General features: G+C 39.8%; 28 protein-coding genes and 1 rRNA gene. 28 read left to right on the forward strand and 1 reads right to left on the reverse strand.

The window, feature by feature from the left end:
* Positions 1–9 precede the first annotated feature (9 nt).
* The 11 genes from rrf to rsmI all read left to right on the forward strand — a co-directional run bounded on the left by rrf (position 10) and on the right by rsmI (position 7,380).
* Positions 10–126: ribosomal RNA gene (rrf, locus tag ACE198_RS24865) — 5S ribosomal RNA — on the forward strand.
* Between the two features lie 207 nt (positions 127–333).
* Positions 334–552: a sigma factor G inhibitor Gin gene (locus ACE198_RS24870; RefSeq protein WP_098576744.1), complete on the forward strand. Its 219-nt coding sequence runs from the start codon at positions 334–336 to the stop codon at positions 550–552.
* A gap of 93 nt (positions 553–645) precedes the next feature.
* Entirely contained in the window at positions 646–2,085 is a 1,440-nt protein-coding gene (locus ACE198_RS24875) for an aminotransferase class I/II-fold pyridoxal phosphate-dependent enzyme (protein ID WP_375377427.1), read from the forward strand.
* A 33-nt stretch (positions 2,086–2,118) separates the two neighbouring features.
* The gene (gene tmk, locus ACE198_RS24880; protein WP_098576746.1) at positions 2,119–2,754 is read left to right on the forward strand and encodes a dTMP kinase; all 636 of its coding nucleotides are present in this window, start codon (positions 2,119–2,121) and stop codon (positions 2,752–2,754) included.
* A 107-nt stretch (positions 2,755–2,861) separates the two neighbouring features.
* Positions 2,862–3,191 (forward strand): cyclic-di-AMP receptor, encoded by a 330-nt coding sequence (locus ACE198_RS24885; RefSeq protein WP_026565487.1) that lies wholly within the window; start codon positions 2,862–2,864, stop codon positions 3,189–3,191.
* A gap of 47 nt (positions 3,192–3,238) precedes the next feature.
* Entirely contained in the window at positions 3,239–4,246 is a 1,008-nt protein-coding gene (gene holB, locus ACE198_RS24890; protein ID WP_251463019.1) for a DNA polymerase III subunit delta', read from the forward strand.
* A complete protein-coding gene (locus ACE198_RS24895) occupies positions 4,239–5,066 on the forward strand; it encodes a PSP1 domain-containing protein (protein WP_098576747.1) in 828 nt (275 codons plus the stop codon). Before holB ends, ACE198_RS24895 begins: the two co-directional genes overlap by 8 nt.
* A gap of 13 nt (positions 5,067–5,079) precedes the next feature.
* Positions 5,080–5,451, forward strand: a complete 372-nt coding sequence (gene yabA, locus ACE198_RS24900) for a DNA replication initiation control protein YabA (protein WP_375377428.1) — start codon at positions 5,080–5,082, stop codon at positions 5,449–5,451.
* Positions 5,452–5,512: 61 nt separating this feature from the next.
* Complete coding sequence (locus ACE198_RS24905) at positions 5,513–6,256, forward strand: tRNA1(Val) (adenine(37)-N6)-methyltransferase (RefSeq protein WP_098576748.1); 744 nt, start codon at positions 5,513–5,515, stop codon at positions 6,254–6,256.
* Positions 6,243–6,530, forward strand: coding sequence for a GIY-YIG nuclease family protein (locus ACE198_RS24910; RefSeq protein WP_375377429.1), 288 nt, complete (start codon positions 6,243–6,245; stop codon positions 6,528–6,530). Before ACE198_RS24905 ends, ACE198_RS24910 begins: the two co-directional genes overlap by 14 nt.
* Complete coding sequence (rsmI, locus tag ACE198_RS24915) at positions 6,508–7,380, forward strand: 16S rRNA (cytidine(1402)-2'-O)-methyltransferase (RefSeq protein WP_375377430.1); 873 nt, start codon at positions 6,508–6,510, stop codon at positions 7,378–7,380. Before ACE198_RS24910 ends, rsmI begins: the two co-directional genes overlap by 23 nt.
* Before the next feature lie 55 nt (positions 7,381–7,435).
* Here the strand turns inward: rsmI and ACE198_RS24920 are convergent, their stop codons facing one another.
* Positions 7,436–7,720: a transition state genes transcriptional regulator AbrB gene (locus tag ACE198_RS24920; RefSeq protein WP_098576751.1), complete on the reverse strand. Its 285-nt coding sequence runs from the start codon at positions 7,718–7,720 to the stop codon at positions 7,436–7,438.
* A gap of 482 nt (positions 7,721–8,202) precedes the next feature.
* On the opposite strand from ACE198_RS24920, the gene metG reads away from it, so the two are divergent.
* The 17 genes from metG (at position 8,203) to fin (ending at position 23,525) form a co-directional block, all read left to right on the forward strand.
* Positions 8,203–10,170 (forward strand): methionine--tRNA ligase, encoded by a 1,968-nt coding sequence (gene metG, locus ACE198_RS24925; RefSeq protein WP_375377431.1) that lies wholly within the window; start codon positions 8,203–8,205, stop codon positions 10,168–10,170.
* 229 nt (positions 10,171–10,399) lie between these two features.
* Positions 10,400–11,167 carry a TatD family hydrolase gene (locus ACE198_RS24930; protein ID WP_375377450.1) on the forward strand — a complete coding sequence of 256 codons (768 nt, stop codon included), beginning with the start codon at positions 10,400–10,402 and terminating at the stop codon, positions 11,165–11,167.
* Positions 11,168–11,402: 235 nt separating this feature from the next.
* On the forward strand, positions 11,403–12,587 hold the full coding sequence (locus ACE198_RS24935) for a ubiquitin-like domain-containing protein (RefSeq protein ID WP_375377432.1): 1,185 nt from the start codon (positions 11,403–11,405) through the stop codon (positions 12,585–12,587).
* A gap of 363 nt (positions 12,588–12,950) precedes the next feature.
* On the forward strand, positions 12,951–13,511 hold the full coding sequence (gene rnmV, locus ACE198_RS24940) for a ribonuclease M5 (RefSeq protein ID WP_375377433.1): 561 nt from the start codon (positions 12,951–12,953) through the stop codon (positions 13,509–13,511).
* Positions 13,504–14,385, forward strand: coding sequence for a 16S rRNA (adenine(1518)-N(6)/adenine(1519)-N(6))-dimethyltransferase RsmA (gene rsmA, locus ACE198_RS24945; protein ID WP_375377434.1), 882 nt, complete (start codon positions 13,504–13,506; stop codon positions 14,383–14,385). The genes rnmV and rsmA overlap by 8 nt, the downstream gene beginning before the upstream one ends.
* A 106-nt stretch (positions 14,386–14,491) precedes the next feature.
* Complete coding sequence (yabG, locus tag ACE198_RS24950) at positions 14,492–15,382, forward strand: sporulation peptidase YabG (RefSeq protein ID WP_483870694.1); 891 nt, start codon at positions 14,492–14,494, stop codon at positions 15,380–15,382.
* Positions 15,383–15,590: 208 nt separating this feature from the next.
* Positions 15,591–15,854 carry a biofilm formation stimulator Veg gene (gene veg / locus ACE198_RS24955; protein ID WP_066249244.1) on the forward strand — a complete coding sequence of 88 codons (264 nt, stop codon included), beginning with the start codon at positions 15,591–15,593 and terminating at the stop codon, positions 15,852–15,854.
* A gap of 164 nt (positions 15,855–16,018) precedes the next feature.
* A complete protein-coding gene (locus tag ACE198_RS24960) occupies positions 16,019–16,204 on the forward strand; it encodes a small, acid-soluble spore protein, alpha/beta type (RefSeq protein ID WP_098576757.1) in 186 nt (61 codons plus the stop codon).
* 271 nt (positions 16,205–16,475) lie between these two features.
* Positions 16,476–17,345, forward strand: coding sequence for a 4-(cytidine 5'-diphospho)-2-C-methyl-D-erythritol kinase (gene ispE / locus ACE198_RS24965; RefSeq protein ID WP_375377436.1), 870 nt, complete (start codon positions 16,476–16,478; stop codon positions 17,343–17,345).
* A 56-nt stretch (positions 17,346–17,401) separates the two neighbouring features.
* Positions 17,402–18,220 carry a pur operon repressor gene (gene purR / locus ACE198_RS24970; protein WP_375377437.1) on the forward strand — a complete coding sequence of 273 codons (819 nt, stop codon included), beginning with the start codon at positions 17,402–17,404 and terminating at the stop codon, positions 18,218–18,220.
* 15 nt (positions 18,221–18,235) lie between these two features.
* Positions 18,236–18,610 (forward strand): RidA family protein, encoded by a 375-nt coding sequence (locus ACE198_RS24975; protein WP_251463040.1) that lies wholly within the window; start codon positions 18,236–18,238, stop codon positions 18,608–18,610.
* 140 nt (positions 18,611–18,750) lie between these two features.
* Positions 18,751–19,041, forward strand: coding sequence for a septation regulator SpoVG (spoVG, locus tag ACE198_RS24980; RefSeq protein WP_026565468.1), 291 nt, complete (start codon positions 18,751–18,753; stop codon positions 19,039–19,041).
* Positions 19,042–19,269: 228 nt separating this feature from the next.
* Positions 19,270–20,643, forward strand: a complete 1,374-nt coding sequence (gene glmU, locus ACE198_RS24985; protein WP_375377438.1) for a bifunctional UDP-N-acetylglucosamine diphosphorylase/glucosamine-1-phosphate N-acetyltransferase GlmU — start codon at positions 19,270–19,272, stop codon at positions 20,641–20,643.
* Between the two features lie 23 nt (positions 20,644–20,666).
* Positions 20,667–21,623, forward strand: coding sequence for a ribose-phosphate diphosphokinase (locus tag ACE198_RS24990; protein ID WP_375377439.1), 957 nt, complete (start codon positions 20,667–20,669; stop codon positions 21,621–21,623).
* A gap of 155 nt (positions 21,624–21,778) precedes the next feature.
* Positions 21,779–22,411 carry a 50S ribosomal protein L25/general stress protein Ctc gene (locus ACE198_RS24995; RefSeq protein ID WP_098576763.1) on the forward strand — a complete coding sequence of 211 codons (633 nt, stop codon included), beginning with the start codon at positions 21,779–21,781 and terminating at the stop codon, positions 22,409–22,411.
* A 176-nt stretch (positions 22,412–22,587) separates the two neighbouring features.
* Positions 22,588–23,151: an aminoacyl-tRNA hydrolase gene (gene pth / locus ACE198_RS25000; protein ID WP_375377440.1), complete on the forward strand. Its 564-nt coding sequence runs from the start codon at positions 22,588–22,590 to the stop codon at positions 23,149–23,151.
* 143 nt (positions 23,152–23,294) lie between these two features.
* Positions 23,295–23,525: an anti-sigma-F factor Fin gene (gene fin / locus ACE198_RS25005; RefSeq protein ID WP_098576765.1), complete on the forward strand. Its 231-nt coding sequence runs from the start codon at positions 23,295–23,297 to the stop codon at positions 23,523–23,525.
* Positions 23,526–23,609: the final 84 nt, after the last annotated feature.

Consider the following 23,609-nt stretch of genomic DNA (forward strand, 5'->3'; position numbering starts at 1 on the left):
ATTAAATAGTCTGGCAGCAATGGCGAGAAGGTCACACCCGTTCCCATACCGAACACGGAAGTTAAGCTTCTCAGCGCCGATGGTAGTTGGGACACGCGTCCCTGTGAGAGTAGGACGTTGCCAGGCATATCAAAGACAACCTGAAAAGGTTGTTTTTTTGTGTTTTCTTAATAAGGACAATAACAATAGTAAAAAGTACGAAGTGTTTTTAAAGAAATTACGAATAGACATACACCCAATCGTGAACTGTTACATACTATATTAATTAAGATGGCGCGAAAAGATTATTCGAAAAATTGCATACAATTAAAATTTTCCGGGCAGAATGGATGTATGGAGGTGGAGGGATTGAGTTCATTTTTAGCACAGAAATATCATCAGGAAATGTGTGTTATATGTGAGAATTTAAAACCAAAAGGCATACATCTATATACTTCATTTATTTGTACAGAATGTGAAAATGATTTAATACAAACAGATACAAAGGATCCAAAATATAAATATTTTCTTAAACAGCTGAAAAAAATAACCACGCCAGAAATTTTTTCATAAAAGTCCATTATGGGCTTATTTTTTTTCAGTCAAATGAGAAAGGGGATCGTTTTTTTGTTAGAATAAATTAGACACTAAGAAGGAAGTAAATGAATGAATAATCAATCAAAAACACCATTATATGATGCTTTGAGTCAACACATAAATAAAAGACCAGTTTCCTTTCATGTTCCTGGACATAAATATGGGGAAGTGCTTCAACCCAAAGCTCACCGCTATTTTCAGAATATCCTAGAAATAGATGCGACTGAATTATCGGGATTAGATGACTTGCACTCACCCGAAGGGGCGATTCTAGAGGCAGAAGTGCTATTAGCGGACCTCTATCAGACGAGAAGAAGTTATTTTCTTGTGAATGGTTCAACTGTCGGAAATCTAGCAATGATTATGGCAGCATGTGAGGAAGGGACAAAAGTTCTCGTCCAAAGGAATTGTCATAAGTCTGTTCTGAATGGTCTAAGTTTGGCGAAGGCCAATCCTATTTTTCTAGAGCCTGAATATAACCAAGAGTGGAAAATTCCCTCTGGAATCAGTTTAGAAACAGTCAAAGAATCTATCAGTCTATATCCTAATGCGAAGGCACTCATTCTGACCTATCCCAACTACTATGGTTTGGGATATGCATTACAAGAAATAATAGATGAAGCGCATCGGCACAATATCTTGGTACTAGTGGATGAGGCTCACGGGCCGCATTTCATCCTTGGCGATCCCTTCCCGTCTTCCGCTCTTCAATTAGGTGCAGATATTGTGGTTCAATCCGCGCATAAGATTCTCCCAGCAATGACAATGGGCTCCTACTTACATATTAATAGTGATTTAGTTAATCGGAATAAGCTGGAGGAATACCTCGCTATGTTCCAATCAAGCAGCCCGTCTTATCCTATTATGGCATCTCTGGATTTGGCGAGGAATTATTTAAGTGCCTTTACGCATGAAGATGTAACCTTTCTTTTAACGGAAATCAGACGTTTTAGGGACGAGTTGGTGAAGATTCCGGCCATTAGGGTGCTTGACTATCCTAACGAGAGCGGCGACCCTCTAAAAATAACGATTCAGTCCCGGTGCCATTTAAATGGATTTGAACTTCAACGGAGGCTGGAAGAGGCAGCGATTTTTACAGAATTAGCTGACCCGAATAATGTGCTCCTTATTTTACCTTTACTTAAAGAGGGGCAAAGGTTCCCTTTTGAAGAAACACTTTTGAAAATAAAAAAGGCACTGGCTGGCTTGCCAGTACATACTCCTCATGAGATATTTGAAACAGTCAGGCAGAAAATCTCCACTTTAGCCATTCCCTTTAAAGAAATGGAGAATCTAGAGATAAAGGAACTACCAATAACTAAAGCGTTAGGAGAGGTATGTGCCGAAACCATTATTCCATACCCGCCAGGTATCCCTTTGCTATTAAAGGGAGAAAGAGTCACAAAAGAAAGGCTCAGTCAGCTTAGCCTCCTAATACAAACCGGGGCAAGGTTTCAAGGAGAATCTTCGTTAAAAGAAGGTTACATAAAGATTTATTGCACAGCCTAAAAGAGCAAGATACAGTTTTGGAGGATTATATAAATGAACAATGGATTATTTATTACATTTGAGGGACCGGATGGTGCAGGTAAGTCTACAATTATTGATATGGTAGCAAATCAGCTTGGAGATGTCCTTCTTACCCGTGAACCAGGTGGTATTGATATTGCAGAACAGATTCGAACGGTCATATTAGCAAAAGAGAATACGGCCATGGACCCCCGGACGGAAGCGTTACTCTATGCTGCTGCTAGAAGACAGCATTTAATAGAAAAGGTAAAACCGGCACTAGATGAAGGGAGAATCGTTTTGTGCGACCGGTTCGTTGACAGTTCTTTAGCATATCAAGGTCATGCACGCGGATTAGGGATTGATGAGGTGTTTGCGATCAATCAATTTGCCATTAAAAATTTGATGCCAGAGTTAACTATCTACTTTGATATCGAGCCAGAGTTGGGTCTGCAGCGGATCAATAAAAATAAAGGCCGGGAAATCAATCGTTTAGATTTGGAAAACTTGGAATTCCATAAAAAGGTAAGTGAAGGATATCATCTATTAATTGACCGTTTTCCAGAGAGAATACGATGCATTGATGCTTCGGGTACGGTGGAAGAGGTTTTTCAGCAAACGATAAAGGTCATTGAAGAAACACTAACAACAAGGAAGCCTTCACTGTAGGGCTTTTTTTTATCCTAAAGAATCTGTCATTACGAATGTAAGGAGCTCTGTTACCTGTTATAATATAAGAAACGAAACTAGTAATAAAAAAGGAGAGGGTGGTTCGGATGAAAATGATCATAGCTGTCGTACAGGACCAGGATAGTAATCGATTATCAAAGGCACTAGTAGATAATAATTTTAGAGCAACCAAATTAGCTAGTACAGGTGGATTTCTTAAGTCGGGTAATACGACCTTTATGATTGGTACAGAGGATATCCGCGTGGACCGGGCCCTCCAGATCATTAAGGATAACTGCAGGGCTAGAGAGCAGTTAGTTGCCCCAGTATCGCCCATGGGCGGGAACGCTGACTCCTATGTTCCTTATCCAGTAGAAGTGGAAGTAGGCGGAGCCACCGTATTCGTCCTACCAATCGAACAATACATGCATTTTTAAAATAAACAATAGATCCGTTATTATAATAAGGTTAGTGAGTGATGAACTTGGGAAAATCATGGGAGCAACTAGAAGAGCTTCAGCCAACTGTGTTAAAAATGCTAAAAAACAGTTTAGTGAAAAATCGAGTGGCCCATGCATACCTTCTTGAGGGCATCAGAGGGACCGGGAAGCGAGAAATCGCGTTGTTACTGACAAAATCGCTATTTTGTGAAGCAATCGTTGATCAGTACCGGCCATGCGAGGAATGCAGCAATTGCCGGCGCATCAACCATGGGAACCATCCCGACGTACATATTGTCGAACCAGAGGGGTTATCCATTAAGGTTGACCAAATTAGAAACCTACAGGTAGAGTTTTCTAAAAAGGGATTAGAATCTCTGAAAAAGGTTTATTTACTTGTCCATGCCGATAAAATGAGTGTTAGTGCGTCCAATAGTTTACTAAAATTCTTAGAGGAACCAAATCCCGGGACGGTTGCCTTTCTCTTAACAGAACAGCCGCAAAAAATATTACCAACCATTCTTTCAAGATGCCAAATACTTACATTTCATCCCTTATCACCACAAGTGATGATTAAACAATTGGTGGAAAACGGCGTAGAACCGCAAAAGGCTCCATTGCTAGCACAATTGACCAACAGTTTAGAAGAAGCCCAAAATTTAAATGTCGATGAATGGTTTGCACAAGCCCAAAAAATAGTGGTAAAATTATATGAGGTGTTGAAAAAAAATCCGCTAGAGGCAATGGTAACGCTTCAGGCTGACTGGTTCTCACACTTTAAAGAGAAAGAACAGATACATCGTGGTTTAGACCTTTTACTTCTTATTTTTAAGGATTTACTATATATACAATTAGATAGGCAGGAGCAAATTGTTTTTCGAGAGGAAAGTGAACGGCTTCGACAATTTGCCCTGCATACATCTGGACGGCGCATATCGGATCAAATGTCAGCTATCCTTGATGCAAAGAGGAAGCTGGAGAGGAATATGAATCCTCAGCTGATGATGGAACAGCTTGTGTTAAAATTGCAGGAGGGATCTTCATTTGTATGATGTTGTAGGAGTACGCTTTAAAAAAGCGGGGAAAATCTATTATTTTGATCCAGGAGAACTCTCCATTGAAAAAGACGACTTTGTCATTGTCGAGACAGTTCGTGGAGTGGAATATGGCAAAGCAGTAATTGCTCGCAAACAGGTTGAGGAGCATGATGTTGTCCTTCCACTCAAAAAAGTGGTTAGAATTGCCGACCCGAAGGATAAGATGATCGTTGAAGAGAATAAGCAAGCCGCCAAAGAAGCTTATGAGGTTTGTAATGAAAAAGTGAATGAGCATCAGCTGGATATGAAACTAGTTGATGTTGAATATACATTTGATCGAAACAAAGTGATTTTCTATTTTACTGCTGATGGAAGAGTTGATTTCCGTGAGCTTGTAAAGGATTTAGCAGCTATCTTCCGGACGAGAATTGAATTACGCCAGATTGGTGTTCGGGATGAAGCGAAAATGCTTGGCGGTATTGGTCCATGTGGCAGAATGTTATGCTGTTCCACCTTCTTAGGGGATTTCGATCCTGTTTCGATCAAAATGGCAAAGGACCAAAACCTGTCATTAAATCCTACAAAAATATCCGGATTATGCGGCAGATTAATGTGCTGTTTAAAATATGAAAATGATGAATATGAATCTGCAAAAGCATTGCTGCCGGATTTAGGGGAAATCATTGAAACACCGCAAGGTAAAGGAAAAGTAGTAGGATTAAATATATTAGAGCGGGTACTACAGGTGGAACTAAAGGAACAGGAACGTGTTCTGGAGTATACCTTGGAGGAAATCAATAAAGAAGGTGCCTTTTCTATACAATCCACAGATTAATGAGGTGGAAGACGTGGATAAAAAAGAAATATTTGAATCAGTAAGTAATATGGAAACACAAATTGGCCATCTTTACCAAAAGCTAGGAGAATTAAAGCAGCATTTAGCCGAGATACTAGAAGAGAATCATTATTTAAAGCTAGAAAATGAACATTTGAGACGCCGTTTAGATGTAACAACCGAAGAGGAAAAGAAAGAAGCAGAGAATAAAAAAGGGTCCTCTGTGCCCGAGACTTCTGGTGTAAAGCCATTTGATGTAGGGGAAGGATATGATAACCTTGCCCGTCTATATCATGAAGGTTTTCATATTTGTAACCTTCATTTTGGAAGTTTACGCAAAGAAGGCGATTGCTTATTCTGCCTTTCCTTTTTAAATAAGAAATAACTTTAAGAGGCTGAAAATAATCAGCCTCTATTTTCATACATTTTGTTGGAGGATGGAAACCTTGGTTAACTTAAAGGAAGATGAACGGTTAGATTATTTGTTAGCAGAAAACTTACGGATTATTCAAAGTCCATCCGTTTTTGCCTTTTCCCTTGATGCTGTTTTACTTGCACGATTTGTCTATGTTCCGATTCAGAAAGGTAACTTAATTGATCTATGCAGTGGGAATGGTGTGATCCCTTTATTTTTAAGTGCACGTACGAAAGGGCAAATAACCGGTGTCGAAATACAGGAACGATTGTACGATATGGCCGTTCGAAGTATTGAATATAATCAGCTGGAGAGCCAACTGAAAATGATTCATGGTGATATTAAGGAGATTCCTAAGCAACTGGGATATGGAAAATTTGATGTTGTTACATGTAATCCACCTTATTTTCCCACGCCTTCTAAGGAAGAAATGAACCCGAATGAACATCTAGCCATTGCTCGCCATGAAATTCTTTGCACATTAGAAGACGCGGTTAAAGCCTCGAGTCAATTAGTGAAACAAGGCGGAAAGGTCGCCTTTGTCCACCGGCCAGGACGACTATTGGATATCATTACACTGATGAGAGAATACCGGCTTGAACCAAAACGGATTCAATTTGTCTATCCGAAGAAAGGAAAAGAGGCAAATACTCTTTTGATTGAGGCAATCAAGGATGGCAGTCCAGATTTAAAAATTCTCCCACCGTTATTTGTCTATAATGAAACTAATGAATATACTTCAGAAATAAAAGAGATTCTATATGGAGAAAAATGAACATTTTTTTTATGTGCTCACCTGTAAGGACGGTAGTTTGTATGGTGGATATACGAATAATCTGGAAAAGCGGATCAAGATGCATAATGAAGGAAAAGGCGCAAAGTATACACGGGGCCGTGGCCCAGTCGAACTTACATACTATCAATGTTTTGAAAATAAAGGGGATGCGCTCCGGGCAGAATATAATTTTAAGCGGCTAACAAGAAAGAAAAAAGATGAGTTTTTAAGTCGCGAAAAGGGTGATTGTGATGTGGCAGCAAAAGAGCTTTGAAAATGAAGCAACAAAGGGGATCTTATATTTAATTCCTACCCCGATAGGAAATTTAGAAGATATGAGTTTCCGAGCAATTCGATTATTAAAAGAGGCAGATCTAATTGCTGCTGAAGATACAAGAAATACAAAGAAACTGTGTAATTACTTTGAAATTGGAACACCTGTGGTCAGTTATCATGAGCATAATAAAGAAACAAGCGGTGATAAATTGATTCAAAAGGTAAAGGAAGGGTTAAAAATAGCCCTTGTAAGTGATGCGGGTATGCCTGCAATTTCTGACCCTGGTTATGAGTTGGTACTAGCTGCTACACGGGAAAAGGTAACAGTCGTTCCTTTGCCAGGTGCAAACGCTGCATTAACCTCATTAATTGCTTCAGGTTTGCCGTGTCAGCCCTTTTACTTTTTTGGATTTTTAAATCGAAATAAGAAGGAGAAGCGTTTGGAATTAGAAGCTTTAAAGTGGCAGTCGGCAACGTTAATCTTCTATGAATCTCCGCATCGGTTGAAAGAAACCTTATCCATTATGGCAGATGTACTGGGAAACCGGAATATGGCCATATGCAGGGAATTAACGAAAAAGTATGAGGAATTTATTCGAGGAACAATCAATGAAGTAATCGCTTGGACTCAACAGGATGAAATCCGCGGGGAGTTTTGTTTGATTGTTGAAGGGACAGACCAGCAGCAGGAGGAAGCACCAAGCTGGTGGCAAAACTTAACGCTTGAAGAACATGTAAATCATTATATTTCTGAAAAAAATATACCTTCGAAGGAAGCGATTAAGTTAACGGCAAAAGACCGTGAAATGAATAAGAGAGATGTATATCAGGCCTATCATGTCAAATAATTAAATTATCATATGAAAAGTATAAAGGCTCCAGCAAATATGCTGGAGCCTGTTCTTATTTTACTAATTCAAAGTTGTTTTGGATTTCTTTAATTAATTGTTCTGCACCTTCGCGGCTTAGAATCAATTTACCGCCAGCAAGAGATAGATTATCATCTGATACTTCTCCTGTTACTTGGCAAGTCATATTTGGCTTGTATTTCTTTAAGATGATACGCTCGTCATCCACATAAATTTCAAGAGCATCTTTTTCTGCGATACCAAGAGTACGTCTTAATTCGATTGGAATTACCACACGGCCTAACTCATCAACTTTACGAACGATACCTGTAGATTTCATTTTTGTAGCTCCTCTCATATTATGAACATATTTTTCTCTATCTATTTATTCGTCAATATTCGACAAAATTTTCATAACCTTATAATACAAGATATTCCCATATCCGTCAATTACTAAATCTTGAAAAATAATACTGGTATTTTTTAGGCTAGAAAAGTGTTGATGTGGCGACGTTTTATCTGGGAGTTATCTAAATTATACCAATAAATAGTATAATTGGCCTTTGAGGAATCGTTTGTTCATCCTGATGTTATTCGACAAATTCCTGCATATTTTGATACTATTGAACTACAAATACTTCGAAGGTAGTAAAGCGATTATGGGTGTAAGCGGTAATAATTTTATAAAACCGGAAGTGAACGACAGCGTGTCTCCTTGCACAAAAGTTGATTTTTAGGTATATTTTGATGATAGAGACGGGAAAAAACAGGCAATAATGGTTTAATAGGGTTGTGCGCTAGCCAACTATTGGAGGTATACAAATGGAGAATAAATTAAAGACTTTTTACCTGACAACACCAATTTACTATCCTAGCGGAAATTTACATATTGGGCATGCCTATACTACCGTTGCAGGTGATGCAATGGCACGTTATAAGCGGATGCGCGGCTATGATGTTATGTACTTAACTGGGACGGATGAGCATGGACAAAAAATTCAACGAAAGGCAGAAGAGTCGGGGATTACTCCGCAGCAGTATGTTGATGATATTGTTGATGGTATTCAAGAGTTATGGAATAAACTTGATATTTCCTATGATGATTTTATACGAACAACCCAGGAAAGGCATAAACAGGTTGTCGAAAAAATCTTCGCAAGACTCCTTGAACAAGGCGATATTTATCTCGATCAGTATGAAGGCTGGTATTGTACACCGTGTGAATCCTTTTTTACTGACCGGCAATTAGTGGATGGGAATTGTCCAGATTGTGGAAGACCAGTTGAAAAAGTGAAAGAAGAATCCTACTTTTTTAGAATGAGTAAATATGTAGATCGTCTCCTGCAATATTATGAGGAAAATCCTGATTTCATCCAGCCTGAATCTCGTAAGAATGAGATGATTAATAACTTTATCAAGCCAGGTTTAGAAGACTTAGCGGTATCGAGGACTACGTTTGATTGGGGAATTAAGGTGCCGGGAAATCCAAAGCATGTTATTTATGTTTGGATTGACGCTTTATCCAATTATATTACAGCGCTGGGGTTTGGGACAGAAAATGATGCCAAATACAAAAACTATTGGCCAGCTGATGTACATCTTGTTGGGAAGGAAATTGTCCGTTTCCATACCATCTATTGGCCAATTATGCTCATGGCTTTAGACCTTCCACTTCCGAAGAAGGTTTTTGCCCACGGCTGGTTGTTAATGAAAGATGGAAAAATGTCCAAATCAAAGGGGAATGTGGTTGACCCTGTTACTCTCATTGACCGTTATGGTCTCGATGCTCTTCGTTATTACTTATTAAGAGAAGTTCCATTTGGAGCGGATGGCGTCTTTACACCAGAAGGATTTGTTGAAAGAATCAACTTTGATTTAGCCAATGATTTAGGAAATCTGCTTAATCGTACCGTTGCAATGATCGAGAAGTATTTTAACGGGGTGATTCCTGATTACACTGGCTCTGTTAGGGAATTTGATGCGTCACTGCTGCAAGTGAATCAAGAAACCGTTCAAAAATATGAGGAAGCGATGGAGAAGATGGAATTCTCTGTAGCGTTAACAGCGATTTGGCAGTTAGTCAGCCGAACCAATAAATTTATTGATGAAACAAAGCCATGGACATTAGCGAAAGATGAGGCGAATCGTGAGGATCTTGCTAGTGTAATGGTCCATTTGGCTGAATCATTACGACGGATAGCAATTTTATTACAGCCTTTTCTAACCCGTACGCCGAATGCAATCTTTACACAGTTGGGTATTCAAGAGGAATCGCTAAAAGCATGGGAAAGTCTTGCTGATTTTGGCTTGATACCAAATGGAACAAAGGTCGAGAAGGCTGCGCCAATCTTCCCAAGGCTTGAAATTGCTGAAGAAGTAGACTTTATTAAGACGAAAATGCAAGGCTCAGCGCCAGCAGAGGAAGAAAAGAAAGAAGAAAAGCCGGAAGAACAACCAGAAGAAATCGCTGAAATTGCGATTGATGATTTCATGAAAATAGATTTGCGTGTGGCGGAGGTCATTCAAGCAGAGCCAATAAAAAAAGCAGATAAACTCCTTAAACTTCAACTTGATTTAGGCTATGAAAAGCGTCAGGTTGTTTCGGGAATTGCTCAATATTATAAGCCTGAAGAATTAGTCGGCCGCAAGGTGATTTGTATTACGAATCTAAAACCAGTCAAACTGCGCGGCGAATTGTCACAGGGGATGATCTTAGCCGGCTCAAAAAATGGCCAACTTTCCCTCGCAACAGTTGATCAGACATTAGCAAATGGTGCTAAAGTAAAATAATAATTAAGGTTAAGGCGCCTGATAAGGGCGCTTTTACTTTTTGTTATATCCAGATGCAAGTGCCTAGGGGCTCGGGGTTATAAGCCCCTGAGCAAGGCGCTTCCGCTTTTAGATGTTCCACGTGAAACATTTTATCGGGACATTCCCTTTTTTTATTCGATTTTTTGACATTAGATGGCCGTAAGTGCACAATTTAGAGAAAAATAAGGAAACGAGGTTCTTACTTACTATGCTATTCGACACACATGCACACTTAAATGATACACAGTACAACGAAGACCTAGAAGAAGTGATTGGAAGGGCGAACCGAGAGGGAGTCACACATATGGTGGTTGTCGGATTTGATCGTCCAACCATAAAACGGGCTATGGAATTAGCCGAATCCTATGAGTTTATTTATGCCTGTATTGGCTGGCATCCAGTTGATGCGATTGACATGACGGAAGAAGACTTAGTGTGGATAGAGGAATTAACCGCCCATCCAAAGGTTGTTGCCATTGGTGAGATGGGCTTGGATTATCATTGGGACAAATCACCAAAGGATATCCAAAAGGAAGTCTTTCGGAAACAAATTAGGCTGGCTAAAAAGGTGAAGCTGCCCATCGTCATTCATAATCGGGAGGCAACCGCCGATATCGTGGGAATTTTAAAGGAGGAAGGAGCAGAAGAGGTAGGCGGGATTATGCACTGCTTTAGCGGCAGTCCTGAAGTGGCGAAACAATGTGTGGAAATGAACTTCTATATTTCACTGGGTGGACCGGTGACCTTTAAAAATGCCAAAAAGCCGAAGGAAGTAGCAGCTGAAGTGCCTTTAGAGATGCTGTTAATCGAAACAGATTGTCCGTATTTAGCTCCTCATCCATACCGTGGGAAAAGAAATGAGCCTAGTTATGTAAAATTAGTTGCTGAACAAATTGCCGAAATAAAAGGGTTGACATTTGAAGAAGTAGCAGAAGCAACGACACGAAATGCTAAAAAATTATTCGCCATAAAATGATAGGGGAATTTGTCGAAAGCAGTGGAAGCTTGTCTTAAAATTTAATGAAAACTAAAAGTTCTACATGTCTCCTTTTCTACATAGGATAACCGTGTCGAGAAGTTTCTCTTTGCAAATATTCTAACTTTGTGCATAATTAAAAATACCCTCGCAGAGTATGCAAGGATAGACAGCCGACAGCATGGTTCATTAATCTCTCTAAGAGAAGGAGGCGTTTTTCATCGTATTCAAAAACATGAAAAACCTGTTTCCCAAGTCTTTGAGCCGGAAGACATTGACCATTGCTTTTGCTAGTTTCGTAGTTTTGTTGACATCTCTTGGAATTCTTTTTTATGAAGGGTCAAAGAAAACTGTTGCCATCACTCTTAACAATCAGCAAAAGGTCGTAAAGACACATGCGGATACAGTCAATGAATTATTGGATGAAATGGATGTATCCATCCGCTCACAAGATTATTTGCAGCCAAAAGCGAATTCAAAGGTGAAGGACCACCTAATGGTCGTATGGAAGCAAGCTAAACAGGTTCACATTGTCAAGGACAACGAGAAGAAAACGATCTGGACGACAGCTGATAGATTAGCTGGACTCCTAAAAGAGCAGAAAATTGTTTTGAGCAAGCATGATGAAATCTCACCTAGTCCGCAAACAGCAATTAAAGATAAGATGGAAGTTGGAATAAAGAAGGCGTTTCATCTTACATATGTTGACGGCGGTAAAAAGCAACAAGTTTGGGCCACTTCGGCTACGGTCGCTGACTTTTTATCACAACAGGGCATTAAGCTAAACAAATTAGACCGAGTTGAACCGTCATTAACAGAAACCATTGCTAAGAATGGTGTTGTTAACGTCATTCGGGTAGAAAAAGTCACCGATGTAGTGGAAGAACCTGTTCAATTTGCTGTGGTAACCAAAAAAGATGAAAGTTTAGAAAAAGGCAAGGAGAAAACCATCACCAAAGGTAAAAAAGGCCGCATTTCTAAACAATATGAAGTCTGGCTTGAAAATGGCAAAGAAGTATCGAGAAAATTATTAAGTGAGCAAAAGATTGCAGAGAAACAAGATCAAGTTGTGGCTGTCGGAACGAAGGATTTATCATTACAAGTTTCCCGTGGTGCTGCTAATGAGTCGGGAAAAGAGTTTTATGTGACTGCAACTGCCTATACTGCGTATTGCAATGGGTGTTCTGGAAGAACAGCAACAGGACTTAATCTCCGGGCGAATCCGAACATGAAGGTAATCGCGGTTGACCCGAGAATCATTCCACTCGGATCAAAGGTATATGTTGATGGTTATGGTTACGCCGTGGCGGGTGACACAGGCGGTGCTATTAAGGGATATATCATTGATTTATTCATGCCATCAAAAAGTGAAGCATACCGCTGGGGGCGGAAAAAAGTAAAGATTAAAGTATTAGATTAATTTCCTTTATGCAGAGGGTCCTATCCTCTGCATTTTGCTTTTTTCATAAATTTCTTTATACTAACAACGAATACATATCATTTCATCTGTTCGTTACACTTATTATATGAAATCGTTCAATAATATAGACGATTGACATTACAAAAATGTTTCAAGATTTTTTCAATTTTTAAAAAATATTTAAGTTTGAAAGTTTGAACTTAGATAACTGTCTAGCTCCAGCGCCTAGGGGCTCGGGGTCATAAGTCAATCCGTCAAGAAGGTTAAAGAGCAACCTTCTCGCCGGCTCGTCTTATGCCTGTCGCCCCTGATCAAGGCGCTTCCGCTTTTCTAATTTTTATTACGGAGGCCTGCATTCACAAAATGAAGATTAAAGAAATTATTGTTGTTGAGGGCAAGGATGATACAACAGCGATTAAACGAGCAGTAAATGCTGATACAATTGAAACAAATGGGTCTGCTGTAAATGGGACGACCATCGAAAAGGTACGGCGTGCGCAAGAGACAAGAGGCGTAATTATCTTTACCGATCCCGATTTTCCAGGTGAAAAAATTAGGAAGACCATTGCTGAAGCTGTCCCTGGTTGTAAACATGCTTTTTTAACAAAGGAAGCGGCGATGGGAAAAGCAGGTGAAAGCCTTGGTGTGGAACATGCCAGTCCAGAGGCAATCCAAGAGGCACTAAAGGACGCCCAGGTTATGAGTGAGACGTATACAGAAGAAATCACTCAAGAGGACTTACTTACCGCTGGACTTGTTGGCGGCGAAGGAGCGAAAGAGAGAAGAATCATCCTGGGTGAATTTTTAAAAATAGGATATACAAATGGGAAACAGCTCCATAAGCGCTTAATGATGTTCCAAATCAGTAAACAAGAATTTTCAGAAGCACTAAGGGTTGTACGTCAGGAGGAACTACATGAATAATAAAGATATTGCTACCCCGGTAAGGACAAAAGAAATTCTAAATAAATATGGTTTTTCATTTAAGAAGAGCCTCGGTCAAAATTTTTTAATCGATACAAATATTTTAAAAAAGATAGTTAGTTTTGCGGATTTAACAGAAGACTCTGGTGCGATTGAAATCGGACCAGGTATTGGCGCGCTAACTGAGCAGCTTGCCCGGACGAGTAAAAAAGTCGTTGCGTTTGAAATCGATCAACGGTTATTACCTATCCTAAAGGACACGTTATCTCCCTATCCAAATGTAAATGTCATTCATAATGATGTGCTAGAGGCAGACGTTGCCGAAGTCATCGCTGAAGAATTTTCTGAAACGAACGATATCATGGTTGTTGCGAATTTACCGTATTATGTAACTACGCCAATCATTATGAAACTTCTTGAAGAGCATTTGCCGATCCGCGGGATTGTTTGTATGCTGCAAAAAGAGGTGGCAGACCGTATTTCAGCAAAGCCTGGGACGAAAGATTATGGATCTCTTTCCATCGCTGTTCAGTATTACACAGAGGCTGAGACCGTCATGATTGTCCCGAAAACAGTGTTTGTCCCGCAGCCAAATGTTGATTCAGCTGTTATTCGTTTGACAAAGAGGGAACAGCCAGCAGTAAAAGTGACTGATGAAGTGTTCTTTTTCCAAGTGACAAGGGCAAGTTTTGCTCAGCGTCGGAAAACCCTGCTCAATAATCTAACAAGTCAGCTGCCAGATGGGAAACAAAAAAAGGAGGAAATCCTTCAAGCCCTGAGTGCCAGTGGGATTGATCCTACTCGAAGAGGCGAGACCCTTTCCTTAGAAGAATTTGGCCGCTTAAGCGAAGAATTATATCCGTTTTTCCAATAGACCCCCGCAAAGGGTCTATTTTTTTTCACAATGAGGAAGTTATTTGCATAGCCTATGAGAGAAACCTTATTTAGGCCTATTTGCTGGTCTTATTGGAGTGACGACAGTGGATATAAAAATAAATGATATTGTCGGCAGGCGCTCGTATAACTGTGATATTCTCTTTCGAATAATTGATGTCCGAAAAATGAACGACCAGAAGTTTGCAGTCCTATATGGAGAGGATTTTCGACTCGTAGCAGATGCTCCATACGAGGATTTGGTTGTAATTGACCATAATCAAAGAGCCAAGCTGAAGAATGAATACCGGACATTGGAGGAGCAGTCATTTCGGCTGTTTACTCAAGATGTGGAATTAATTAAGCACCGGCAGGAATACGCGGCAACTGGCGGCTATGTAAAACCAAGTAATTATTTTCAAATGCCAGGGAAGGTTCTCCATCTAGACGGTGATCCATCCTATTTAAAGAAATGTATGACGGTATATGAAAAAGTGGGTATCCCTGTTATGGGCTTACACTGTAATGAAAGGGAAATGCCTGATCGAATTGGTGACCTGATTGACACGTATCGTCCTGACATACTCGTTATCACTGGACATGATGCATATTCAAAAGTAAAAGGGAAGATGACAGATATTAACGCTTACCGGCACTCAAAGCATTTCGTTCAAACGGTTAAGGAAGCACGGAAAAGAATCCCTCACTTGGACCAGCTCGTCATCTTTGCTGGTGCATGTCAATCACATTTTGAATCATTGATTCACGCTGGGGCCAATTTTGCTAGTTCACCAGAAAGGATTAACATTCATGCTCTGGACCCAGTGTATATTGTTGCTAAAATTAGCTTTACACCATTCATGGAACGGATCAATGTATGGGATGTATTACGGAACACTTTAACAGGGGAGAAGGGACTTGGCGGGATCGAAACAAAGGGAGTGTTAAGGACAGGGATGCCTTATCGGCCAATCCAAGAAGAAGATGAAGATGAATAAGCCTTTCCAAAACGAAAAGGCTTATTTTTTTATTTTAATGGCTGGTACATAATCCCCTGCGATTTAAGGCAAGATAAAAATGTTGAAATTTAGAAGAAAAAGTAGAACAAAACATATTGACAATCTTTTTGTTTGACTGATATAATTTATGTTTTTGTTTGACATAACTATGTCAGTGTGTTATACTTTACACAGTGAGGTGGACCGAATGCCAAAAACCTTAGCCGATATTAAAAAGGCTCTTGACACAAATTTAGGGAAAAGATTACTGCTTAAAGCCAATGGTGGACGTAGAAAAACCATTGAACGTTCCGGTGTTTTAGCGGAAACTTATCCATCTGTTTTTGTTATTGAACTAGATCAGGATGAAAACTCATTCGAACGTGTTTCTTATAGCTATGCGGATGTGTTAACAGAAACAGTTCAAATCACTTTCTACGAAGATGCATCAGGACATTTAGCCTTAAATTAGTATATAAGCAATCTACAGCAGTAAACAAATGTTTACTGCTTTTTGCTATTTATTAAGCGGAAGTAATAAGCTGTTGGAAATAGTGAGCCGATCTAGGCAATCCATCATAAATACCAATATCTTTCCCATACTAAGAATGCTGTAGTATGAAAGGGGTTGTTTAGATGGGCAGAAGAAGAGGAATCATGTCCAGTCACTTTAAAGAAGAGTTAGCAAAGGAACTTGGATTTTATGATGTTGTTCAAAAAGAAGGATGGGGCGGCATCAAAGCCAAAGATGCGGGGAATATGGTCAAACGTGCGGTTGAACTTGCACAAGGACAATTAGCCAATCGGAGTCCAAGAGGTTAACTTTTAATAAAGGAGTTCCGCTTATTATTATATTCAATCACTTACTGCAGCAAGACCAGAGGAATATATTCCTTTGGTCTTTTTTCTCCTAAATTTAACCTTATTTATATAAAACATATAATAAATTATGAAATTTGAGAGGTTTTCGCATATCTCACGTCTTACTTTTATCATTTTGTGGTAAAATAGGACAAAATGTGGATTTTTCGGAAAAAGAAAAGTGGAAGCGCCCGTAGCGCTGATCTGGACAATATAGAAGTAGGTGGACGTAGTGAAGCTTTTAGTAAAAGCACCGGCCAAAATAAATTTAGCATTAGATGTTCTGCACAAGCGCCCCGATGGCTTTCATGAGGTGGAAATGATTATGACCACGATTGATTTGGCAGATCGGGTAGAGTTAGAGTTATTACATGATGATAAAATACATATTCTTTCTCACAATCGCTATGTTCCGGATGACCAGCGGAATTTAGCTTTTCAAGCTGCTCAGCTTTTAAAGGATCGATTTCATGTCAAACAGGGTGTGAAGATTTCGATTGAAAAAACCATTCCGGTTGCAGCAGGACTTGCGGGGGGAAGCAGTGATGCTGCGGCTACTTTAAGAGGGTTAAATAAACTTTGGAATCTTGGATTATCTATGGATGAATTGGCCGAACTGGGCAGCGAAATTGGGTCGGATGTTTCTTTTTGTGTCTATGGAGGGACAGCCTTGGCAAAAGGGCGAGGAGAAATTATTACACAAATCCCTGCCCCGCCAACATGCTGGGTCATCCTGGCAAAGCCTTTTATAGGGGTGTCAACAGCTGAAGTATATCGCAGGCTGAATATTGCTGAAACAGTCCATCCTAATATCGCTGGTATGATTGAAGCAATCAATGCACATGATTACCAAGAGGTATGCGTCAACGTGGGGAATGTTTTAGAAGAGGTGACCTTAAACCTCCATCCTGAAGTTGCGCTAATTAAAGAACAAATGAAACGTTTTGGTGCGGATGCAGTCTTAATGAGCGGGAGCGGGCCGACGGTGTTTGGAATAGTTCAACACGATTCAAGAATGCACAGAATTTATAACGGATTAAGAGGATTCTGTGATCAAGTCTTTGCCGTTCGCATGTTAGGAGAACGACACTCACTTGATTGAAGGCGTACGAAAATGGTATCCTTAAGTTAGAATATTCGTGTTTTTGGGGGATTGTTATGAAATTTCGCCGCAGTGAACGCTTGATTGATATGACAAATTACTTACTGGATCATCCTCGACAATTAGTTCCGCTCACTTTTTTTGCTGAACGTTATGCGTCTGCGAAATCTTCGATAAGTGAAGATTTAGCAATCATCAAAGAGACGTTCGAAAATAGAGGAATTGGGACGATCCAAACCGTGCCAGGGGCATCTGGCGGGGTTAAATTCTTTGTAAAAGTAAGCCATGAAGAAGCAGCGCCGTTTATCAATGAATTATGTGATTTAATTGCTAATCCTGACAGGCTCCTGCCTGGAGGATATTTATACTTAACGGATATTTTGGGCGATCCGCAGGTGGTCCAAAAGGCAGGACGAATTATTGCCTCTGCCTATACCGATGCAAAAATTGATGTGGTCATGACCGTTGCCACAAAAGGAATTCCACTTGCATACGCAGTAGCAAGTCAGTTAAATGTTCCTGTTGTGATTGTTAGAAGGGATAGTAAAGTGACAGAGGGACCAACTGTAAGCATTAATTATGTTTCTGGTTCAACAAAAAGAATTCAAACCATGCTCCTTTCAAAACGAAGTATGAAAGAAGGTTCCCGCGTCCTTGTAGTCGATGATTTCATGAAGGCCGGCGGAACGGTTATGGGAATGATCAGTCTGCTTGAGGAATTCAATGGTCATCTGGCGGGAATCGCTGTTTTAGTAGAGGCAGAAAGAATACAAGAGCGGCTCGTCGATGAATATACTTCACTCGTGCAATTATCTAATGTGGATTTGAAAGAAAAGAAGATTAATGTTCAAGCTGGCAATTATTTTAAAAAATAGATGGAGGGAATACATATGAAAGTAGTTCAAACAAATCAAGCACCGGCTGCAATCGGCCCATATTCACAAGGAATTATTGTTAATAATCTGTTCTACAGTTCTGGACAAATCCCATTAACAGCGGAAGGAACTTTAATAACAGGCGATATTAAAGAACAAGCGCACCAAGTATTCCAAAATTTGCAGGCGGTATTAACTGCTGCCGGTGCATCATTTGAAACAGTGGTAAAGACCACCGTATTTATTAAAAATATGGATGATTTCGCAGCATTAAATGAGGTCTATGGTGAATACTTCTCCACACATAAACCTGCTCGTTCATGTGTAGAGGTTGCTCGTTTGCCAAAAGATGTATTAGTGGAAATCGAAGTAGTCGCACTCGTTAAATAGGAAATTAGATTTTCCATTCCATAGTGTTCACGAATTTGCCTCAATTTTTCAAAAATATTTTGAAAATAAAGAAGGATTTTTGAAAAAATTGTTGAATTTATTTACTTAGCTTTTTATCTATTAGAAAAGGGTGTGAGCACATGGAAGTAACTGACGTAAGATTACGCCGAGTTAGCACTGATGGGAGAATGAGAGCGATTGCATCCATCACTTTGGACAATGAGTTTGTCGTTCATGACATTCGTGTTATCGATGGTAACAACGGTTTATTTGTAGCTATGCCAAGCAAACGTACTCCTGATGGAGAATTTCGTGACATTGCGCATCCAATCAATTCAGGTACACGCGGTAAGATCCAAGAAGCTGTTTTGGCTGAGTACCACCGTTTAGGTGAATTGGAAGTAGAATTTGAAGAAGCCGGAGCTTCCTAAGGATTTTTACAACTAGGGCCTTTCTTCTATGAAGGCTCTTTTTACTGTGCAAAGGACAGACCATCATATGAAAGTCATAAATACTCCTCTCAACAGCCTCCTATTTGACACTCCATTATAAATTAACTCATTATTACAAAAATAGACACTTCCCTCACATACCTTGAAAAGAGCGCACAATTACGTTAATATTTTTAATGGATAAAAAGGTTAATTGGAGGACTGTCCATGTCTAATCGTTATGCCGTAATTTTAGCCGCGGGACAAGGAACGCGGATGAAATCTAAGCTATATAAAGTATTACACCCAGTATGCGGGAAACCAATGGTACAGCACGTGGTTGACCAAGTAATGAAGCTTAATATACAAGAAATTGTCACAATTATTGGTCATGGGGCAGAAATGGTTCAAGCCCAATTGGGTGACAGCAGTCAATATGCTCTACAGGATCAGCAGTTAGGAACCGCCCATGCGGTAAGCCAAGCACAGAGCATCCTTGAAGGCAAAGCTGGAGTAACAATTGTTGTTTGCGGTGATACCCCCTTAATCAGAGCCGAAACAATGGAAGCTTTATTTAAACATCATGAGGAATTAGGGGCTAAAGCGACGATTCTTACAGCAAAAATTGGAGATCCGACTGGATACGGCCGAATCATTCGGAATGCAGACGGATTGGTAGAAAAAATCGTTGAACACAAAGATGCCTCTGAAGACGAGAGAAAAATAAATGAAATCAATACAGGGACATATTGTTTTGATAATACAGCCTTATTTGAAGCATTGAAGAATGTTTCGAATGAAAATGTACAAGGTGAATATTATTTACCCGATGTCATTGAAATTTTAAAGAAGCAAGGGGAAGTGGTCACAGCTTTCCAAACAGATGATTTTGAAGAAACACTAGGTGTGAATGATCGTGTCGCTCTTGCAGAAGCAGAGCGAATTATGCGCGCTCGCACGAATACGGCTCATATGAGAAACGGGGTAACCATCATTGACCCTGCTAACACCTATATAGAAACGGATGTCGAAATCGGACAGGACACGGTGATCTATCCAGGAACAATGATCAAAGGCAAAACCGTGATTGCCTCAGATTGTCAGATTGGGCCAAACTCGGAAATTGATTCGTGTGAAATTGGTGCGGAAACGGTTGTCCGTCAATCCGTTGCACATAATAGTTCTATCGGTGCTCACGTTAATATTGGGCCATTTGCTCATATTCGCCCAGACTCAACTATTAAGGATGAAGTGAAAATAGGCAACTTCGTTGAAATTAAAAAAGCCGTCTTTGGAAAAGGAAGCAAAGCCTCCCATCTAAGTTATATTGGTGACGCAGAGGTAGGTGCAGATGTGAATATCGGCTGCGGCTCAATCACGGTTAATTACGATGGTAAAAATAAATTTTTAACCAAGATTGAAGATGGAGTCTTTATTGGCTGCAATTCAAATCTAGTTGCCCCGGTTACCGTTGGCAAGGGTGCGTATGTGGCGGCCGGTTCGACGATTACAAAAGATGTACCAGGTGATGCCTTATCAATTGCCCGGGCACAGCAAGTAAATAAGGAAAATTACGTCCAAAAGCTGAATCTAAAGAAATAAGTGAATGATTTTAGGAGGCTATCATGTCGAATCAATATTTAGACCCAAATCTTAAGGTGTTTAGTTTAAATTCAAATCTCCCGCTTGCAAGAGAAATTGCGAAATTCATCGGTGTTGAATTAGGTAAATGTTCGGTTACAAGATTTAGTGATGGAGAAATTCAAATTAATATCGAGGAAAGCATCCGTGGCGGTGATGTTTATGTCATCCAGTCTACTAGCCAGCCAGTGAATGAAAATATCATGGAATTATTGATCATGATTGATGCGTTAAAGAGAGCTTCGGCTAAGACCATTAATATTGTTATGCCTTATTATGGTTATGCACGTCAGGATCGTAAGGCCCGTGCCCGTGAGCCAATTACAGCTAAATTAGTGGCCACTCTGCTTGAAACAGCGGGAGCAACCCGTGTGATTTGTCTTGATCTGCATGCACCACAAATTCAAGGATTCTTTGATATTCCTACCGATCATTTAATGGGTGTACCGATCTTATCAGATTATTTTAAAGCGAGAGAATTCGACGGGGAGATTGTCATTGTTTCTCCAGACCATGGCGGCGTGACAAGAGCTCGAAAGTTGGCTGAACGTTTAAAAGCTCCAATTGCGATTATTGATAAACGTCGTCCAAGACCAAATGTAGCAGAAGTAATGAATATTGTTGGTAATATCGAAGGTAAAATAGCCATTTTAATTGATGATATCATTGATACAGCTGGTACAATCACATTAGCTGCAAATGCCTTAATCGAAAACGGGGCATCTGAAGTATATGCCTGCTGTACCCATCCTGTACTCTCTGGACCTGCAATTGAACGGATTCAAAATTCGAAAATCAAAGAATTAGTTATTACTAATTCGATTTCACTTCCAGAAGAGAAAAAGATTGATAAAATTATTAACCTATCCGTTGCCCCGCTTCTTGGTGAAGCAATTATTCGGGTTCACGAAGAGCAATCTGTAAGTACGTTGTTTGATTGATAAAAGTTTAAGGATCTGGCCAGTAAGGCTGGATCCTATTTCTGTTATCGGCATTCTCCTGTTTTGGATAGACGATCAAATTTAAATGTTTAGACCTCCCTGTTTTGGGGCATTTTTATATAGACGGTTTTTGATAAAATAGGAGGGTGTTAATCATGAGTACAGTTTTACAAGCAAAGGAACGGAAGGAATTGCGCCACTCAGCACTAAAACAAATTAGAACGGGTGGAAATATACCAGCCATCATTTATGGGTCAAAAGTTGATAGTAAGCCAGTGTATGTTAGTGCGGCGGACTTAACAAAAACAATTCGTCAAGTGGGCAGAAATGGAGTCATCTCCTTAGATGTTGATGGGAGCAAGCAAGATGTAATCTTAACCGATTATCAAGAGAATATGATTAAAAGAGAAATCATTCATGTGGATTTCTTAGCAGTCGATAAATCCTCGAAGATTAATGTAGATGTAAGACTTGTTTTAGCTGGTGATGCAGCAGGTGTAAAAGATGGCGGTGTCTTACAGCAACCGCTCCATCAATTATCGATTACGTCGACACCGGATAATATCCCACAACAAATTGAGGTCGATGTGACGAATCTGCAGGTCGGCGAAACGCTAACCGTTGCAGACATTCTCAATCAAGGATCTACTTTCCAAATTAACCATGAAAATGATGAAGTGATCGCTTCCATTCTTCCTCCGCAACAAGAAGAAGAAATTAATGCAGGAGAACAGCAGGATGGCGGACATCCTGATAATGAAGAAGGCCGAGAGACCACTCCAGAATAAAAAGACCTGCATCTTAGGCTAGACAATATTCACTGTTCACTGTTAAATTAAAGAGTAGCAACAAGGCGTAATCTTTACAAGGTTACGTCTTTTACCTCATTACACTCTCATGGGAGAATAAAGATGTTTCAAAAAATTATTAAAAGGTTGGCTAAAACGGATTGGTGGGACCCAGAATGAAATTAATAGTTGGTTTAGGTAACCCTGGAAAACAATACGAACATACAAGACATAATATTGGATTCGAAGTCATTGATGCCCTATCAAGTACTTTTTCAATTCCACTTAACCAGTCAAAATTTAAAGGATTGTATGGAATGGGCTTTTATAATGGCGAAAAGGTCATTTTGTTAAAGCCGCTAACCTATATGAATCTTTCCGGGGAATCAATCAGAGCTGTCATGGATTATTATGAAGTTGCTGAAGAAGATCTCCTTGTAATCTATGATGATCTTGACTTGCCTATAGGAAAGATTAGACTAAGGCAAAAAGGGAGCCCGGGCGGACATAATGGAATTAAGTCAACCGTTGCTCATCTTGGTACACAGGTGTTTAATCGAATTAGAATTGGGATTGATCGCCCTCAAGCAGGAATGAGCGTCCCTGACTATGTCCTTGGCCGTTTTCGCCCAGAAGAAAAGGGGCCAATGGAAGAGGCTGTCAAAAAAAGTGCAGAAGCTTGCTCAGCGTGGCTTGAAAAGCCTTTCTTGCAGGTCATGAATGAATTTAATCAGTCGTGATGATTCATGAATTAACTATTTGTTTCATACAATAAAAGCAATAAAAAGATACGATGGGTCGTGATGATAGCGGTTTCTAATTGAATAAGTTCCTCCCAAAAGGTTCATACTATGAAGGAATCCTAGATTAGGGAGGGACAGGCGTGGCCATCCATTACCATTGTCGTCATTGTGGTACGAACCTTGGGTCGATTGAAAAAGCATCCATACACAGCGAAGCACTCGGTCTTCATAAATTATCTGATCAAGAAAGACTGGAAATGGTTGCGTATGACTCATCTGGCGATATTCACATCACAGCCATTTGTGAAGACTGTCAAGAAGCTTTAGAACGAACACCAGATTACCACCAATACGATTTCCTTATTCATTAACCAGCTTTGGAGCTTCGTCCAAAGCGTTTTTCTATTTATAATTTACTAATATAAGAATGAAAAATCATATGATTTTTGATGGAA

Source organism: Neobacillus sp. KR4-4, assembly GCF_042136325.1.
Taxonomy (GTDB): domain Bacteria; phylum Bacillota; class Bacilli; order Bacillales; family Cytobacillaceae; genus Neobacillus.